The 16,264-nt window shown below is 62.8% G+C and carries 12 protein-coding genes and 3 tRNA genes; 3 read left to right on the forward strand and 12 right to left on the reverse strand.

Features of this window, described 5'->3' with window-relative positions; all coding sequences use genetic code 11:
* Nucleotides 1-363 precede the first annotated feature (363 nt).
* The 4 genes from ACQRCJ_RS02230 to ACQRCJ_RS02245 form a co-directional block, all read right to left on the reverse strand.
* Complete coding sequence (locus ACQRCJ_RS02230) at nt 364-1,218, reverse strand: EamA family transporter (RefSeq protein WP_168935948.1); 855 nt, start codon at nt 1,216-1,218, stop codon at nt 364-366.
* Between the two features lie 113 nt (nt 1,219-1,331).
* Nucleotides 1,332-1,571, reverse strand: coding sequence for a hypothetical protein (locus ACQRCJ_RS02235; protein ID WP_006005256.1), 240 nt, complete (start codon nt 1,569-1,571; stop codon nt 1,332-1,334).
* 82 nt (nt 1,572-1,653) lie between these two features.
* A complete protein-coding gene (locus ACQRCJ_RS02240) occupies nt 1,654-1,818 on the reverse strand; it encodes a hypothetical protein (RefSeq protein WP_006005257.1) in 165 nt (54 codons plus the stop codon).
* Nucleotides 1,819-1,832: 14 nt separating this feature from the next.
* Nucleotides 1,833-3,272 (reverse strand): putative sulfate exporter family transporter, encoded by a 1,440-nt coding sequence (locus ACQRCJ_RS02245; protein ID WP_168935947.1) that lies wholly within the window; start codon nt 3,270-3,272, stop codon nt 1,833-1,835.
* A 446-nt stretch (nt 3,273-3,718) separates the two neighbouring features.
* Here ACQRCJ_RS02245 and ACQRCJ_RS02250 point away from each other — a divergent pair.
* The 3 genes from ACQRCJ_RS02250 to ACQRCJ_RS02260 all read left to right on the forward strand — a co-directional run bounded on the left by ACQRCJ_RS02250 (nt 3,719) and on the right by ACQRCJ_RS02260 (nt 5,265).
* Nucleotides 3,719-3,795, forward strand: a tRNA-Pro gene (locus ACQRCJ_RS02250).
* A 466-nt stretch (nt 3,796-4,261) separates the two neighbouring features.
* Nucleotides 4,262-4,338, forward strand: a tRNA-Pro gene (locus ACQRCJ_RS02255).
* Nucleotides 4,339-4,530: 192 nt separating this feature from the next.
* Entirely contained in the window at nt 4,531-5,265 is a 735-nt protein-coding gene (locus tag ACQRCJ_RS02260; RefSeq protein WP_168935946.1) for a DUF4851 domain-containing protein, read from the forward strand.
* Between the two features lie 333 nt (nt 5,266-5,598).
* On the opposite strand, the gene ACQRCJ_RS02265 is transcribed toward ACQRCJ_RS02260, so the two are convergent.
* The 8 genes from ACQRCJ_RS02265 to ACQRCJ_RS02300 all read right to left on the reverse strand — a co-directional run bounded on the left by ACQRCJ_RS02265 (nt 5,599) and on the right by ACQRCJ_RS02300 (nt 16,246).
* Nucleotides 5,599-5,675 (reverse strand) — tRNA-Pro (locus ACQRCJ_RS02265).
* A 229-nt stretch (nt 5,676-5,904) separates the two neighbouring features.
* A complete protein-coding gene (locus ACQRCJ_RS02270; protein ID WP_168935945.1) occupies nt 5,905-6,807 on the reverse strand; it encodes an NAD(P)-dependent oxidoreductase in 903 nt (300 codons plus the stop codon).
* Nucleotides 6,808-6,872: 65 nt separating this feature from the next.
* Nucleotides 6,873-8,543, reverse strand: a complete 1,671-nt coding sequence (locus ACQRCJ_RS02275) for a formylglycine-generating enzyme family protein (RefSeq protein ID WP_427799284.1) — start codon at nt 8,541-8,543, stop codon at nt 6,873-6,875.
* Entirely contained in the window at nt 8,533-9,810 is a 1,278-nt protein-coding gene (locus ACQRCJ_RS02280) for an ABC transporter permease (protein WP_303956159.1), read from the reverse strand. The genes ACQRCJ_RS02275 and ACQRCJ_RS02280 overlap by 11 nt, the downstream gene beginning before the upstream one ends.
* A gap of 4 nt (nt 9,811-9,814) precedes the next feature.
* Nucleotides 9,815-10,552, reverse strand: coding sequence for an ABC transporter ATP-binding protein (locus ACQRCJ_RS02285; RefSeq protein ID WP_168935942.1), 738 nt, complete (start codon nt 10,550-10,552; stop codon nt 9,815-9,817).
* Nucleotides 10,553-10,564: 12 nt separating this feature from the next.
* The gene (locus tag ACQRCJ_RS02290; RefSeq protein WP_303956161.1) at nt 10,565-12,496 is read right to left on the reverse strand and encodes a vWA domain-containing protein; all 1,932 of its coding nucleotides are present in this window, start codon (nt 12,494-12,496) and stop codon (nt 10,565-10,567) included.
* Nucleotides 12,497-12,506: 10 nt separating this feature from the next.
* Complete coding sequence (locus ACQRCJ_RS02295) at nt 12,507-13,610, reverse strand: sel1 repeat family protein (protein ID WP_427799285.1); 1,104 nt, start codon at nt 13,608-13,610, stop codon at nt 12,507-12,509.
* Between the two features lie 2 nt (nt 13,611-13,612).
* Nucleotides 13,613-16,246 (reverse strand): virulence factor SrfC family protein, encoded by a 2,634-nt coding sequence (locus ACQRCJ_RS02300; protein WP_427799286.1) that lies wholly within the window; start codon nt 16,244-16,246, stop codon nt 13,613-13,615.
* Nucleotides 16,247-16,264: the final 18 nt, after the last annotated feature.

Consider the following 16,264-nt stretch of genomic DNA (forward strand, 5'->3'; position numbering starts at 1 on the left):
CCCCTTTAAGGGGTAGCCAAGGCGGCAAGGGCACTGGGCTTGAACAGAGTGAAAGCCAGCGTCTTTAGGCGCAGCCGGTAACAGGCCCTTACAGGGCCAGAGCAAACCACCCGCTTTGCGGGTGGTTCTGATGGGCGTTAGCCTGCTGGTACGCAGATGTTCCCCCCGTTATGCCGGGGCCTGATCGGAGAGTCGGTAGAGGAAGAAGGCAGTGCCCTCTGGCAAAGGACGCCCGTAGAGAGGCACGTCCGGGAAAAGACGAGGCCTTATGAGCCATCAGGTGAGGAAGGGATGCCGGTGGGGGAAGTACGCCGTTCCTGTCGATGGCCGAAAAGGATGCTTCCCCGTATGGGCGGCGTTGCGTTATTGCTTTTTGATGGTCAGTGTGGAGCCGATGGACGCACTGATGATGGCCGAGAGGGCTGCCCACTGGGCAAGGCTCAGCTGTTCGCCCAGAAAGAGGAATCCGGAAAGGGCTGCAAGCGCAGGCTCCAGGCTCATGAGGATGCTGAACGTGCGCGAAGGCAGGTTTTTCAGTGCGATGATCTCGACACCGTAGGGCAGGGCAGAGGAAAAAATACCCAGGATCAGGGCCAGGGGCAGGATCTCGGGCCTGAACAGATCCATGCCGGAGGAGGCCAGGCCTACAGGGAAAATGGCGCAGCTGCCCACGAGCATTGCCAGGGCCACGCAGGACTTGTCCAGACTGCTGCCTGCCTTTTTGCCGAAGATGATGTAGAGCGCCCAGCAGACGCCGGAACAGAGGGCAAGCACCGCACCCAGCGGATCGATGTTGTCCGCGCTCTGGCGCAGGGGCAGCAGGATGGCGAGACCGGCTGCGGCCAGGATGACCCAGATGAAGTCCACCAGGCGGCGGGAAGAGAGCATGGCTACCGTCAGGGGGCCGGTGAATTCCAGACCGACGGCGACCCCCAGCGGGATACGGCTCAGGGCTTCGTAAAAGCAGAGGTTCATGCTTGCCGTGGCCAGTCCGAAAACGGCGATGACCTTCCAGGCACTGCGGGGGATGGCTTTTTTCCAGGGGCGCATCACCACAAGCAGGATGGCGGAGGCCACCAGCAGGCGCAAGGCTGTGGTGCCGGCCGGGCCCACCAGGGGAAAGATGGTTTTGGCAAGCGAGGCGCTGGCCTGGATGGAAGACATGGAGACCAGCAGGAGCAGGACAGAAACGAGAGGTGACGTGGCTGAGATGTTCATGAAAGCTGTCCGGCCGCCCTGTGGCAGGTGAGGGGAAAGGGATGAGGAGCGCATCCCACCGCAAGGGGAGTCTCTGTCAGTCCTCCCCTTGCAGGCGTCAGCTCCGTGCGGTGCTAGCTTTGCTGTCCCTTGTCAGCATCGGGAAGCAGGGCAGCTTCCCACATTTCCTGATAATACATGCAGGTACCGGGATTCCAGGCCGTAGCCGTGGCATGGTCGTAGCTTTCCGTAATGGGCCAGTCGGTATGGGGACGCAGGGCTTCCTCAAAGGAAGAGGCTTCCACGATGCCGTCATACTCCAGGTTCAGGGTATAGTTGGGGCCCTTAAGGTAACGCAGATGATAACGCGGCATGATATTTGTCCTTTGTACGCAAGAGCCGGGAAGGGCGCAGGCCCTTCCCGGCATCCTTATTACGTGTTTAGCAGCCCGAGGTCTAGTGGGTGGTCATCACGAACTTGCTGATGAGGAACAGCACCACCAGCAGACCCACGCCCAGGCCCCAGCTCCAGTGGATGAGCTTCATTTCAGTCTCATCCAGGGGCTCGTATTCCATCTTCTGGACTTCTTCGTGGAATTTGACTTCTTTGTCTTCCATCATTGTTCTCCTTTAAACTAGGCGCCAACCACCGGCGGGGTCATGCCATGGAAGAAGGCGTAGGAAATGAACAGACCGACCCAGATGATGAAGCCGAACAGGCAGACGATGTACACGATGGCCAGGCGGCCGATGCCTTCTTCCATCAGCTTGCGGAAGTTGGAAACCATACCGATGCTGAAGAAGGTCATCAGGAAGAAGATGACGCGGAAGCCGTTCATGGCGCCGGACATGGCCTTGCCGACCTTGTGCAGTTCAGGCGTGCTCAGGCAGACGATGAGCAGGACCAGGAAGGTACCCAGGTAACCCAGCACGAAGCGGGGGAAGCGGTCCATGACGTCGCCCCAGGTCATGGTGCGGTCGCCACGGGTCTTGTCGAACTTGGCCGTCCAGATGTAGGCCAAGACCAGAGCCCAGATACCGATGAACATGTCGATGAAGATCTTGACGGTGGTGGTCACCATCACGATCCAGCCGGGTTCCCATTCAGTGCCCAGACCGGCCATCTTGGCCAGGATCAGGGATTCGGTGATGGCACCGGAAGCGATAGCACCACCGTCGGACTTCACGGCCAGGCCCATCCAGCCGCCGGCCACCATGGGCTCGGTGTACAGGAAGGTCTGAGCGATGAAGGGCAGGATCAGCATTTCAATGCAGGTGAACACAACGACCAGGGAAGAAACCATGATCGGGACCACCGGCCGGGCGCGGATGGCGCCACCAGTGGCGATAGCGGCGGACACACCGCAGATGGAGATACCGGAAGCCAGAGGAGCGGCCCATTCCTTGTTGAACTTGAAGTACTTACGGGCAACGTAGTAAACCACGGCCCAGTACAGCAGGTAAGCTTCAACAATGGCGCACAGGCCTCGGAAGATGATGTGGCCAGCAAAACCGGCGGCATCAGCGGCCTTCACGCCCAGTTCGGCACCCAGAACCACGATGGCGATCTTAACGAACAGCTCGGGGCGGCAGGCATCGCGCAGAGAGTCAGCAACGCTGGGGGCAAAGTTACTGATCAGGATGCCCATGACCAGAGCGGCGATCAGGCCGGCTTCGGTGCTCAGGCCCAGAGCCCACGGAATACCCTGCTTAGCCAGCTGAGTGGGGTTAGCAGCGATGTAGGCGTTGGCGCCGGCGGTGTAGCAGGCGATGGCGATGAAGAAGATCACGGTGAAGGATCCCACGAAGCGGCCCACGTTGCCCTTCATCAGTTTGACGCCGATAGCCAGCAGACCGGTCACAAACACATAGGTAGCCAGCAGGGACTGCCAGCCGGCCATCATGCCCTTGGTAGCGGGCTTCCAGGCATCGACGGGGCTATCGACCCACATGCCGATTTTTACCACCCAGCCAAGGAGATCCAGTCCAGCGAACTTGCCAAGGCCCAAGATGAAGATAATGCAGCCAAGCAGCAGGGCTACTTTGTCTTCATTAAAGGCTGATTTGGTTGTCATATCCAACCTCCTGATTACAGGTTTCTCAACCTGGTGAAAAAATCCCTTCCGTGTGACATACTATGAAATAATATGTGACACAAGTAGGGGGAACCGGAAAATCCAGCCGGCACCCTGACCCCCCAGGCTGCGCGGCCATCTGTCTTCTACACAGGAAATTTTTTTTGTCAATGCAGGTGAATGCTTGGTTTTTATGAAAAATATTCTGGCAAAAGAAGAAAAAAACAAGCTCCGTGGAGTTCCATCAGGCAAAAATACATTTGAAAGTTAATGGAAATCAATAAGTTGGCAATGTGTCCGGATGTTCGTAAGGGCTGAGAAATGCTTCACAATGTAACGAAAACGGCAGAAATTGCCCTAAAATTTCACAAAAGCAAAAAATTTTTTTCTCAAAAGAATTTTATGTTGACAAAGAGGCTGGTCGAGCGTACTTCTTTTTCTCGCGTCGGGATGTAGCGCAGTCTGGGAGCGCACTTGAATGGGGTTCAAGGGGTCGAAGGTTCAAATCCTTTCATCCCGACCAGAAAGCAGAAACCCCAAGGGATCTACGGAAACGTAGGTCCCTTTTCTGTTTTTGGGCGCCTGAGGATTCGGCCCTGTTTTCGCCCTGAGGGCAGGCAGGTGGGAAAAGCCTGTCCTGGAGGATACGGCAGGGCATATGAGCTTCGCCTTGCACTCCGGGCCATCTCTTCCGGAAGTGGCGTGCGGCGGTGCCTTTCTTTATCGCTTGTGCGACATGAGGGATGCGGACAGCAGGCTGCCGCAGGGAGATGCGGCAGGCTGCATGCGGACCTCTATCATATGAAGAGGCGCGATCAGCTCCTGCCGGCATGGTCAGCACGGGGCGTGCCCCTGCAGGGTGGAGGAATGGAGACCTCCGGTCGACAGCCTTGCCATTTTTTGCACAGAAGGGCGGAGATAGCTATTTTGAAAAAATGTGATGTTTTTATTGACAAGCCTGCTGTCTTCGTCTATCTACATCTTCGCGTCGGGATGTAGCGCAGTCTGGGAGCGCACTTGAATGGGGTTCAAGGGGTCGAAGGTTCAAATCCTTTCATCCCGACCAGAAAGCAGAAACCCCAAGGGATCTACGGAAACGTAGATCCCTTTTCTGTTTTTAGGGGGTAAGATTTGCTGTTGCAGGCTCTCTGCCCGGATCCGAACCTCTGCGCGACAGGGCTTTTGCTCCGTCGTGGATGCGGTTAACATGCTTGCGGCGGACGTATGGCTCCGGTCTGCCAAGCGCTCTGGAGGAACCATGAAAATCCTGCTGATAGTTGTTGCCATCATTGCTGTGGCTGTTTTTGTTTTCTTTATGAGGGGACAACCTCCTTTGCGGGGAGCGGGCCAGCTGGCCCCGTCAGACCAGACGGTCATCGTTTCCCGTGCCCGTCCTGCCTTCACCTTTGTTCCGGCTGCGGACATGCGGCTGCAAGGCCTGGGGAACCGGACTCTGCGTCCCAAAACGCGGCATTCGGTGGATGGGGATGCCCGTATCTGGTTCGCTGTCTACGGTAACGGTACCGGCACTCTGGTGACGGCCGTGGCGGACACGGAAGGTACCTGGGAGTGGGAGGCCGCGCATCATCCGGCGTTCCCGGCCATCCGGGCGCAGCAGTATGCCTATAAGGGAGAGACCCTTTACGAAAGCCTTATGCAGCTGGACGGCGACAGCGATCCGTTTTGTACGGATCATGCCGCCTGTCTTGCGTACAGGGCAAAGCTGCTGCTGAACTTCCGCAAGACCCAGGTCATCATGGAATATCATGAACCTGTCCCGGAAGCCCAGGTAAGGGACATCGCCTTTGACGGTGCCGCCCTCAATGCCTTTCAGCAGCGGGCCCGCAAGGCCTGCGAGATCCTGATGACGGACAAGGCCTGGCTGGAGGCCAACATCAAGGGATTCAAAAAGCTGGATGGAGCCGAAGACCGCTATTCCCGCACGCGCCTTTCCCGCTGGGTAGGCGAAGTGGAACGCGAGGGCCGTCCCTAGAAGTTTTTGTTCCTGCAGACAGAGGGACAGCGGAGTTGCCGAAAGCATGGCGGCTGTTTGCCGATCCCGGATGTTTTGCACATACGAAAAACGCCACGGAGGATACCTTCGTGGCGTTTTTGTTTGTGGACAATGGATTTGTCTGCTGTCTGCCAGGTCGGCCAGGGCCGATACCATCCCCATGATTCGGGGAACGGCGGGGAAAGTTTGTCCCGTGTGGTCCGGCTTGGCGAAATGACCGGCAAGCCGGAACACCGGAAAGAGGGAAAGGGCAGATCCCAAAAACAGAAAAGGGATCCACGTTTCCGTAGATCCCTTGGGGTTTCTGCTTTCTGGTCGGGATGAAAGGATTTGAACCTTCGACCCCTTGAACCCCATTCAAGTGCGCTCCCAGACTGCGCTACATCCCGACACAAGAAAAGTCTTCTACGCGCCTTCCCTGATGATGTCAACAAAAAACATCAGCTGCCCCCCAAAAATATGCCGGAGCTCCCGAATCCACTTTGCCAGCAGCAGGGCGATCAGGTCGGGCTCGTTCCTCTTTCCTAAAACTGGGCATGTCCGCTGTTTCAGGGAAGTCATAGGGAAAAGCGGAAACAGGGGAAGGCAGGCCTTCCCCCGCGTATCCTCTGTAACCGTCTAGGCGTGGGGCCGCCACTGTTTGCCGGAGAGCTCGGCAAGCACCTGCAGCAGGACCTGCGTCCCGTCCTTGCCGTGGCCCTTGGCCTGGGCCATGCGGTAGATCTGTTCGGACAGCGCAAGGCCGGGCAGTACCAGGCCCATGCGCTTGCATTCTTCCAGGCAGAGACCCAGGTCCTTGACGAAATGGTCCACGAAGAAACCGGGGGCGTAGTCACATCCCAGCAGGCGGCGGCCCAGGGTCCCCATGGCCACACTGCCCGCACCGCCGGGAACCACCAGCTCCAGCCACTGCTTCACGTCCAGACCAGCTTCCTGCGCAAAGAGCATGGATTCGCAAACACTGAACATGACCCCGGCGATGGCTACCTGATTGGCCAGCTTGGCCTTTTGGCCGCTGCCGGAATCACCGCAGTGCAGGATGGTCTTGCCCATGACTTCGAAGCAGGGACGCACACGCTCGAAGGCTTCCTTGTCGCCGCCCACAAAGATGGACAGGCGTGCTTCACGCGCACCGATGTCACCGCCCGTGACAGGCGCATCCAGACTGATGCAGCCCTTGGCGGCAGCGGCTTCGGCGATGCGCCGGGCCAGTTCGGGGCTGGAGGTGGTCATATCGCAGAGGATGCCGCCCTCGGCCAGGCCGGACAGCGCGCCCTGTTCGCCCAGCATCACTTCTTCCACGTCACGCGGATAGCCCACGATGGAGAAGACGACATCGGAATTCCGGGCCACTTCCTGAGGCGTGTCGGCCCAGCGGGCACCGCAGGCCAGCAGCCCTTCAGCGCGGGCTTTGGTGCGGTTGTAAACAGTCAGCGGATAGCCGGAAGCCAGCAGATGCCCGGCCATGGCGTGACCCATGACACCGGTGCCGATCCAGCCGAGGCGCAATTTGTCGTTCATTGGCTCATCTCCTCTGTTGCTTGCCGCGATGGCGGCGTGAATGTGACCAGGCACAGTGCCTGGGCTTATTTGCCGGTGCGTGCCTGCAGGATCTCCTGCAGCATGGCTTTGTCTGCGGGGAGCCTGCCTGCCCGTGCACTCTGGACATGACGGCGCAGCAGCTCCGCATTGCGGCGCATGTTCTCGTTGAACAGGTCTTCCCCCGCGTAATCCTTGAGCAGGCTGGCAAGCGCCCGCTCGAAATCGTTCTTGTCCAAGCGGGCGGCCTCTTCCACACGGGTCCGGTAGAAGGACAGGGAGCGGTCGATGCCTGTCTGGAACTGCTCCAGCCCCTGTTCGGCCGTTTTCATGATCCGGCGCAGGGCGGCAAGTGTCTCGCCCTTGGCGGTCCGGCTGTCCCGCTTCATGCTGTCGTACTGGCTTTGCAGGGAATTGCGGCGGCTGGCGTAGTTGCGGATGGTCTCCAGCATGTAGACGGCCGTGCGCAGGGTGGACTGCATCTCCAGCTGTTGCTGCTGTTCCTGCAGGATGTTGTTTTCCTTGATGGCCTCGCGCAGGGTCAGCAGGTTTTTGCGGCTGTTGTCGTCAGGTGCGGCGGCAAGGAGCCTGTCCAGTTCTTCCAGGGGATTGCGGCTGGCATCACGGGCCAGGGGATTGCTCTGGCCCGCGGCGTTCCAGGACTGTTGCAGGGCCGAAGGCCGGTCGCCGCCCGGGGTGTTGATGCCGGAAATGACCGGGCGGAAGCCCAGGTCACGGGCGTGTGCGGGGCCATCCGCCAGGAAGAAGGCGCTTTCCTCACGACGGCCGGGCATGATCTCCGCCTCGCCGGAAAGGAAGGAGCCGCCCTTGCGGACAAAACCGCCGGCGGAGCCGTGCAGGCGGCCGCCCACGGAGAAGCGGAACATGTCCAGCGCCATCTCGGCCGCATTGCCCGCCGTATCATACAGGCCCAGCGGGTTGGCTTTGCGCGAGCCGATACGGGCGCAATCTTCGGCGATACGGGCCGCGCCTTCGGGACGGTAGACCGCATAATCGGCCAGAGGAGCGCCCGCAGGCAGGGCAAAGAAATCCTTTTCCATCAGCTGTTCGGGCCCGGCCGTCTGACCGCCGCGGGCCGCGTACTCCCATTCGGTTTCCGTGGGCAGGCGCACAAAGCCCACATTACGGCTGTCCCCGGCGTAATGGGGCAGGGCATCGGCGGCATTCTGCAGCAGCCACTCCGTGTAGCGGCGGGTGAACTCCACGGCCTCATACCAGCTGATGTCTGTCACAGGCCGGGCCGCATCCGCCACAGGCTCTCCCGTACCGTTGCCCATGATGCTCTGCCATTGCAGGCGGCTCACTTCATATTTGGCCATCAGATAGAAAAAGTAGTCGCCTGCCGGGGCCTGGGCACGCCACTGGGCGGGCAGGTCGGCCCGGGAGAAGGGCGCGGAGAGGAAGGCCTGGTAGCGGCGGTCGTAAAAGGCACGGTCGCTGTTGGCGGCATCATCGCGGCCGGGCCGGGCGGACATGTCCCAGAGCAGGCCTTTGCTGGGAACGGCCACCAGGCGGAAGGCCACGCTCAGCCCGCCGGGCATGGGCAGGACGATATCGTCCTTGTCCGGGTGCGGGTTGCAGGCATCGGCCGTGGAGACCTCACCGCCCCGTTTGGCCAGGGCGGCGTCGGCGGGCGCTGCCGGCAGGGCCGCCAGCAGCAGGAGGAAGAGGAGCGAAGAGAACAGCCTAGATCTCACGGATGACCTCCGAAGGTTCGGTACGCGCCCCGCGCAGGGACGGCAGCAGGGCTGCCAGCAGGGAGAGCAGGCAGACCAGTACCAGGGTCACGACGGCATGTTCCGGCAACAGGCGGCAGACATGCTCCATATCGTCGAGACCGGCGGCAAAGATGCGGTTGACCACGCCCTGGGCAGCCGCGTAGAGCCCCAGCGCCAGTCCCGTGCCCAGCACGGCCGTGAGCAGGGCCTGCAACAGGGGGAACAGCAAAAGCTCCAGCGTGGAAAAACCTCCCAGACGGAGCAGGCCGAGGAGCCGCTGCTTGCGCCGGACGGCGGCCAGGGTGCTGCTGGTCGTGGAGGCCGTGAAGCCCGCGGCAGCGGCGCCGCCGATGAGCAGGAAAATGATGTCCAGGGACGTGGAAAGGCGCCTGACCTGATCGATGGCCTCGGCCTCGGTATGGACGGTGATGCCCTGCTGCTGGAAAAAGTCCCGCAGGGGCGCCACGTCATCCAGACTGCGGGCGTACAGGCGGAAGCCCGCATACAGGCGTTCGGCAGGCGGCTGGTCGCCGTCCGCGGCATGTTCCGGGCCAAACAGGGGCACGGCGCGCCCGTCGCGGTAATCTTCCGCCGCTTCCAGGAAGGGCAGGGGAACATAGGCCACATTTTTTTGCTGGGCGGCCAGGGGCAGTACGCCAATGACCTTGAGCGGCAGGCGCACGGCCTGCACCTTGCCGTTGCGGGTGCGTTCGAGCCTGCCCGTCAACTGGTCGCCCGCCCGCAGGCCCAGTCGTTCGGCCACGGGCGCGGAAAGCACGACACCGCTGGCAGCGGCCCGGGTACGCAGGCGGCCCGGGTGGTCGGGATCGTCCTCGCTGTCCAGCAGCAGGGCCGGTACCGGCAGGGTATGGCGGGCCAGCAGGGGATCTTCATGGCCGGTGGGCTCCATGGAGACGTGCAGGGGCGTGCCCCGCTCCGGCAACAGCTCCACCGTGGCGGCCAGGGTGCGGGTTCGGGGCATGACGAAGGCCACCCGGCCATCGTCGCGCCACCGGTCCATATCGGCGGCGGAAAAGTGTCCGCTGCCCACGGGGGAGATCTCCAGCGTGGCGGGGTCGCTGCGCAGGCGTTCGGTCAGGGTCTCCACCACGCCGAATTTGACGCCGAAAAGGATCAGCAGCGGCGCCAGGACGGCCGCCAGCCCCAGGACGGCACAGGCGGAGAGCAGACGCTCGTGCAGGTAATCCCGCAGGGAAAGGTGGCAGATCTGTACAAGGGTATGCATGGCGTTACCGTTGGGGATGGTCGATGACGGAAAGGGGGCCCTCCTCCGTAGTGGAGCAGGCCAGGGGCACCAGCGTGAACCCGGCCTCCCGGGCCATCTGCGGATCGTGGGAGACCATGATCACCGTGGTCCCCTGCTGTCGGGCCAGATCGGCAAAGATGCCCAGGACCTTGCGGGACTGGTCCGGATCCAGCGCGGCCGTAGGTTCGTCCGCCAGCACGATGGCGGGCCCGTGGGCCAGGGCGCGGGCGATGGCAACACGCTGGCGTTCGCCCACGGAAAGGCTGGCGGGCATCTGCAGCAGCAGTCGGTCTATGCCCAGGGCCGTGGCCATGTTCCAGACCGCCTCCAGACGGCATCCCATGCTCCCCAGACAGCGGCAGGGGAGCAGGATGTTGTCGCGGGCCGAAAGGAAGGGCAGCAGGCCGCCTGTCTGGAGCACATAGCCCAGATGTTTGCCGCGCAGACGGGCCAGGGCATCGAGACGGCCCACCCGCCACAGGGCCAGCATGTCCGTCTCGCCATCGGCGGTGCGCAGCAGGAAGCGGGAGCCGTCGCCGCTGTCGGGCCGCAGGATGCCGGCCAGCACGTCCAGGGCCGTACTTTTGCCGCAGCCGCTGGGGCCCGTCAGGGCCAGCAGCTGCCCCTGACGCACGTCCAGGCTGCGGACATGCAGGCGGAACGCGCCCGCGCCCGGGCGGACGACATGCAGATCGCGCAGGGAGAAGACCGTATTTTCCATGCTTCCCCCGGCTTACGGCAACATGGACAGCGGCACGCGGTAGACCCAGTCCCCGGCGTTGCTCTGTCCGAAACTTTCCCAGTTTTCCCTGTCGCGATCGTATTCTTCGTAGCGGGCCAGCCGGGACTTGAGGCGGTTGATGAAGGCCGTCTGCTCGCCGATGCTCATGCGGTACCAGTCTTCCTCACGCAGCAGCATGATGTCGCTCTTGTAGGGCAGGCCGTCCAGGAATTCGGCCAGCACGCCCAGCTCGGCAAGGCTCTTGCCCTGAGTGGGCATGTTGGGATCGCGGGCCATGCGGGCCGAGGCGGACAGGATGCCCTGGAAGAAGTCGCGCGAATCGGTCTTCTTGGTCCGTTCGGCGTTGTCGATGATGTTCTTCAGCTGGGTGCTGAGGTCGCTGAGCTGGTTCTTGGTCAGCAGCACGGCCACTTCCACGCTGGGTACCTGACGGCCCTGGGCCAGACGCTTGAGGTCCATGTCCGCGATCCAGGAATCCACTACGGACGGGGCACGGTTCTCGTTCTTGCGGCCCAGATAGTCCAGCTGCATGGCGTAGCCCAGCCGTTCCGCCAGCTGGCGGGCTTGGGCTTCCTCGGTGGCGGGCACGGCCTCGTCCTTGGGGCGGGTCATGATCTTGCCGCTGGCCGTGTTCTTGACCATGTCCACCATGGAGGTGGTCAGGATCTTCGTCACGATGCCGAACTGGCGGGCGGCCTCCTTGTGGCTGGAGGCGTTGACGGCCTGATAGTTGGCCTGATCGCCGGAAAGGCGGCTCAGGGCCCGGTAGGCCTGCTCGGCATAGGTGTGGTTCTTGCTGCCGCCGGGCGTCTTGACGTGCATGGTGGTGATCCAGATGCCTTTCTGACGGGCAAGGTCGTTCATCTCCGCAGCGCCGAGACGCTGCGAGGCGTACGGGTCATCGCCGCGCAGGGGTCCGGCATCCGTGACCAGCAGGATCAGGCGGGTGGAATAGGGGCCCCAGTTGAGGGAGTCGATGGCCGTATAGATCCCGGCCAGCGAGTCCTCGTTGAAGTCATGGCTGGAGACGGTCGCCTGTTCCACTTTGGCCAGGCGGCTTTCCAGAGCCTTGCGGTCCTTGGCCGTGGCAAAATCGCTGATGACCTGCGAGGTGTAGCCCAGCTTGGGGGTCTTTTCCGTACTGCTGCGGAAGGCCACCACGGCAAAGCCCACATTGTCGGTCATCTTGTCCTTTTCCAGGCGGTCATAGAGCTGGCGGATGATGTCGCGGCTCTGGTCGATATAGGGCTTCATGGAGATGGACGTGTCCATGACCAGGGCGATGCCGGTCTTGGGCGGCCCGGCCACTGCGCCGGACTGGCTGCTGCCGGGATCGATGGAGGCCACCTGCAGCAGGTTCACGCCTTCAAAGGCCCGGTTCATACCAAGAATGGGCATGAGGTAGAAGCGCTTCTGGGCCACGGCCCCTTTCTGCTCCGCCGGTTCCGAAGCCAGGATGGGCAGGCCGGCCGTATCCTTGCCGCCGGCTGCGGCCGCCACAAGGCTGTCCAGCTGCTTTTCCATGTCGGCAGCTTCGCACAGGCCTTTCAGATCTTTTTCCGTCTTGAAGAAGAGTACGGGATCACGGCCGGTACGCGGGGTGAACAGCAGGGTCAGGGACTGGTTCCAGTCCGTGGCCTGATCCTTTTTCAGCCAGCCCAGCGGCGCGCGGGTATCAAGGCCCACCTGCAGCCAGTCGCCCTGACGGGCGTAGACATAGAGCACGGTAAAGGGCACCAGGGCCTCACGCGCGGCCGGAGCGCCGTCGCGGGCTTCTTTCAGGGGCATGGCGCCGGGGTGGGAGACCACGCGCTGGTACAGGGTCTTCTTGCCTTCCTGCAACAAGGGGGCCGCCTGCAGGGCAGGCACGGCCACCAGCAGGAGCAGCAGAATCGCAAAAAAGCGGATGCAGGTTCTGGGCATGGTCTTCTCCTTATTTCCACTCGCGCAGCAGGAGCGAGGCCTCAGCGTTGCCCTTGGCGGCCTCGCCTTCCACATGACGGCGCAGGGCCGCCAGCGCCTTGTCCGCTTCCGCATAGCCCTTGCTCCTGGCATTGTCATACCAGTGTTTCGCCTGGCTCATGTCCGCGGGGATGCTGCCGCGCGGCAGCTTCGACTGCGGATCATAGAACTGGCCCACCAAAAACATGGCTTCGGCATTGCCTTTCTGGGCAGCGTCTTCCAGCAGCAGGAAGGCCGCGTCGCTCTCATCGTTGCCGGCCTGGGGCATACGCAGGGGGCGGGCCAGCTCCAGGCTGGTGGCGGGATCAGCCGTGCCGCGCAGATGCTCGCGGGCCTGTTGCAACGGCGCCACCGCGGCAGGAGCCGCCGGAGCTTTCTCCGTCCCGGCCGGTGCCGTCTGCTGGGGCGCTGCCGCCTCCTGCCGGGTCGCCGGAGTTTGTGGCGCCATGGGCGGAGGCGGCGGGGGCGTGGCCCGCAGGAAGAACCACCAGACCGCGGCAGCGGCCAGGGCCAGCAGGACGAGACTCAGGATGATCCAGAGCAGGCTGCCGGAGGATTTTTTTTCTTTCGCCGTCTCCGCGGCGGGCTGATCCATCTCCAGCGGCGCTCCGGCCAGCAGCGGCGAAGGCTCCGCTTCCGGTTCGGGATCGGGGGCCGGTGCTGGCATGGGGGCCGGTTCCGGCTCTGGATCGGGGAGCAGCATGGGCTGCGGCGCGGGCGCGGCTGCAGGGGAAGCCGCATGTCCCATGCCGTCCCCGCCCTGCATGCGGGAATAGACGAGATCCTGGATCTGGAGGACGCACTTCTGGTCACCGGCCATGAACAGATAGCGTTCCAGCTTGTCCAGATTGTCCACCACGGCGGCACCTACCTGCAGGCGGAGGCAGCCGCTGTCATCATCATGGGCGTCCACGGGCAGGGAGACGCGGCTTTCCTGCCAGCCGGAAGCGGACAGGTATTTGCCGTCGCCCGAATAGATGGCCACATCGGTCGGGCCCGCACCGGGGGCATCGTACACGCAGATGACGGCCACGCCGGGCGTGCGCGCGGCATCAGGGGCAATGATGGCTTTCATCGTTATCCTTTGAATGCCTGCAGGATGTCATACAGGCGTTTGTTCTGTTGGGGGTTGCGGATCTGCTGGCCGTCGAAGTCCACGTTGGCGGTGATGCCGTGCATCAGGGCGCGCAGCCAGTCGGTATACCACTGCCGGTCGTAGGGCGCTTCCACTTCACCGATGAGCGGTTCGCCCACGGGATCGCTGACGGCCGGGAAAAGGACCACGGGCTTGTCCCGGAAGATGATGGTGCGTTCCTGCTCGCTGTGATGGCGCGGGTCGAAGCCCAGCCAGTCCACGAAGGCGTTGATGGCGTCGGCGGCCAGACTGGCCTGTTTCCAGAGCAGGCGCTCCCGTTCGAGGTTGCTGTAGGCGGAGCAGGCACGCAGATCTTCTTCCATCTGCTGGCGCACCCGGCAGCGCTGGGCCGAAAGCAGCAGCTCGTGGCAGAACTGGTCCAACTCGCGCGCGGGCATGGCAAAGAATGTGCGCGTCTCCGCGTCGGCCGCGAACTGGCGGACCTGCTCCACCCAGGCATCGAACACGGCTTCGGCCAGTTCGGCCGCGCTGTCCTTGCCTGTGACGGGTGCTGTGCCGGGCATCTCGGTGGCCACAGGGGCTTCATCACCGAAAAGGTCGTCCAAAATGTCCTGTTGCGAGACGCGCACACCGATGGAGGCAGGAGCGGCCCCGCCGTTTTCCGCTTCAGGCATGGCGGAGGTGACCTGCGCACACAGGGCGTACAGATCGTGATCGCTGACCTGCAGGCGGTGGAGCATCTCGCCAAAAGTCTGGCTTTGGGCCACGCGGGCCAGCAAAACGGCCAGATTGCGGGCCAGGGTCTCTTTCTGGCGGCGCAGCTCCTCGCGGTCGTCGCTCTGGTAGTAGACGCCCAGCGCCGTCAGGACGCGTTCGGCCTGTTCGTCCAGCCCCACACCGATCTGATGCCGCTTGAGCTCGGGATTGCAGAGGGGGCGCAGACGCTGGCGCAGCAGGCTGATGCCGCCGTCATTGAGCGCCATGGCCGCTTGCCAGACGGCTTCGGGGTCGTCCACATGGCGACGCACCAGCGGCGAATCCACAAAAGCCCGGTGCACTTCTTCCACATAGGCAATCTGGTCGGGACGGACACCGCTCTCGTTGCCCTGGGCATCGAAGGTGAAGATGGCCTCGCAACGGAAATTGGGGTTGCGCAGCAGGAAGATGTTGCGGAAGGGATGCGCGCCGTCCCAGTTGGTGGGCCAGTCATGCTGCTTGCCGAAAAAGTCCAGCAGGGAGGACTGCAGGCGCGTGTTCCAGCGCTGTTCCACGGAAGGCGAGCCGGCTTTTTTCTCGAACTCCATGTCCATTTTGGTGAGCACGAAGAACAGGGAGGGCGCCTTGCCGGCACGGTGGGCCGGGTTCTCGCCGTGGGTGGAGCAGATCCAGTCGTACACGGCGCGGGGCAGATCCTGCACCTCCTGGTTGCCGGGGCCGATGCAGAGCAGCATGCTGGTCAGTTCGTGCTCTTCGCAATAGCGCTCGAAAAGATAGGCCACCTTGCCGCGCAGGAAAAGGTTCTGCAGCGCGCCTTCGCGTTCCAGCTCCTTGTCCAGGTCCAGGATCTTGAGGCGGGAGCGATAGCCCGGAAAGTCCAGCAGGTCCGTGTAGGAGAAGAAGTCGTCCGGCTGTTCCCGCATGAAGATGGTGATCTCCGCCGTCAGGGCCGTGACCACGGCACGGGGCAGGGCGGCCTTGCGTCCGTCCTTGCCCAGCAGGGTCAGGCGGTCTTCCGCACTGTTGGTCCCCAGCCCGGTCAGCAGGGCCACGTCGATGATGCTGGTCTGCCGCGGCAGCAGGGCCTCCAGCGGGCAGTCGGCCTCGGCCGGGTTGCCCAGGGCCTCCAGAGCCTGGCAAAGTTCGAGGAAAAGCTGCTGGAATTTTGGCTGGTTGTTCCAGATGATGCCGAAAAGTTCCGCCCGATAGCTCAGGGGCAGCAGGGGGGCCAGGCTGACGGCCTGCGCCCAGTAACCCTGTTGCAGCATCTGGACGCGCGGCTTGGAGAGAAAGTTGCGGTTGAGGTATTCGCGCAGGTCTTCCACGTCATCGGCAGTGACACTGCTGGCGCCGGGCGAAGACTGGCGGGCCGTCTGGGTCAGTCGCTCGAGGGCGGAGCGCATGGCGTCGGCATCGGGCATCTGCTTGTGTTCGCAGTCGGCATAATAGGTATTGGCCAGCACGCGGACCACGTCCATCTCGGAGAGCAGGCGCAGCCGGATAGGGAGGTCCGGCGTCAGCCCCTGGGGCGGCGTGGTGGTGAAGCGGGTCACCAGCCCGGTGGATTCCTTGCCGCCTTCGGGATTGATCTCGGTGATGAAATCCGACGTCCGGCCGCAGAAGTCCGCCAGCAGATCGCCGCGGCTGTCGCGGGCCAGAGCCGAGATGAGGTAGGATTTGCCGGACTGGCTGGGGCCGAAGACGCCCACACACATCTTGCGGCGGGCGGCCTGTTCGCACTTGCCGAAAAAGCGGGCGGCCCGGCGCATCTCTTTTTGCAGCGTGGTGCATTCGCTGCCCACGGTCTCGCGATTGTCGGCCAGCCAGGTGGCGGCATGGCGCGACTGTTCCGCCAGACGGGCACAGCGCGCTGCCAGCTGAATGTCTTGTTCCTGCATGATGATGCTCCTGTCTGT

The organism is Desulfovibrio sp. SGI.102, from assembly GCF_050314315.1.
Lineage (GTDB): Bacteria > Desulfobacterota > Desulfovibrionia > Desulfovibrionales > Desulfovibrionaceae > Desulfovibrio.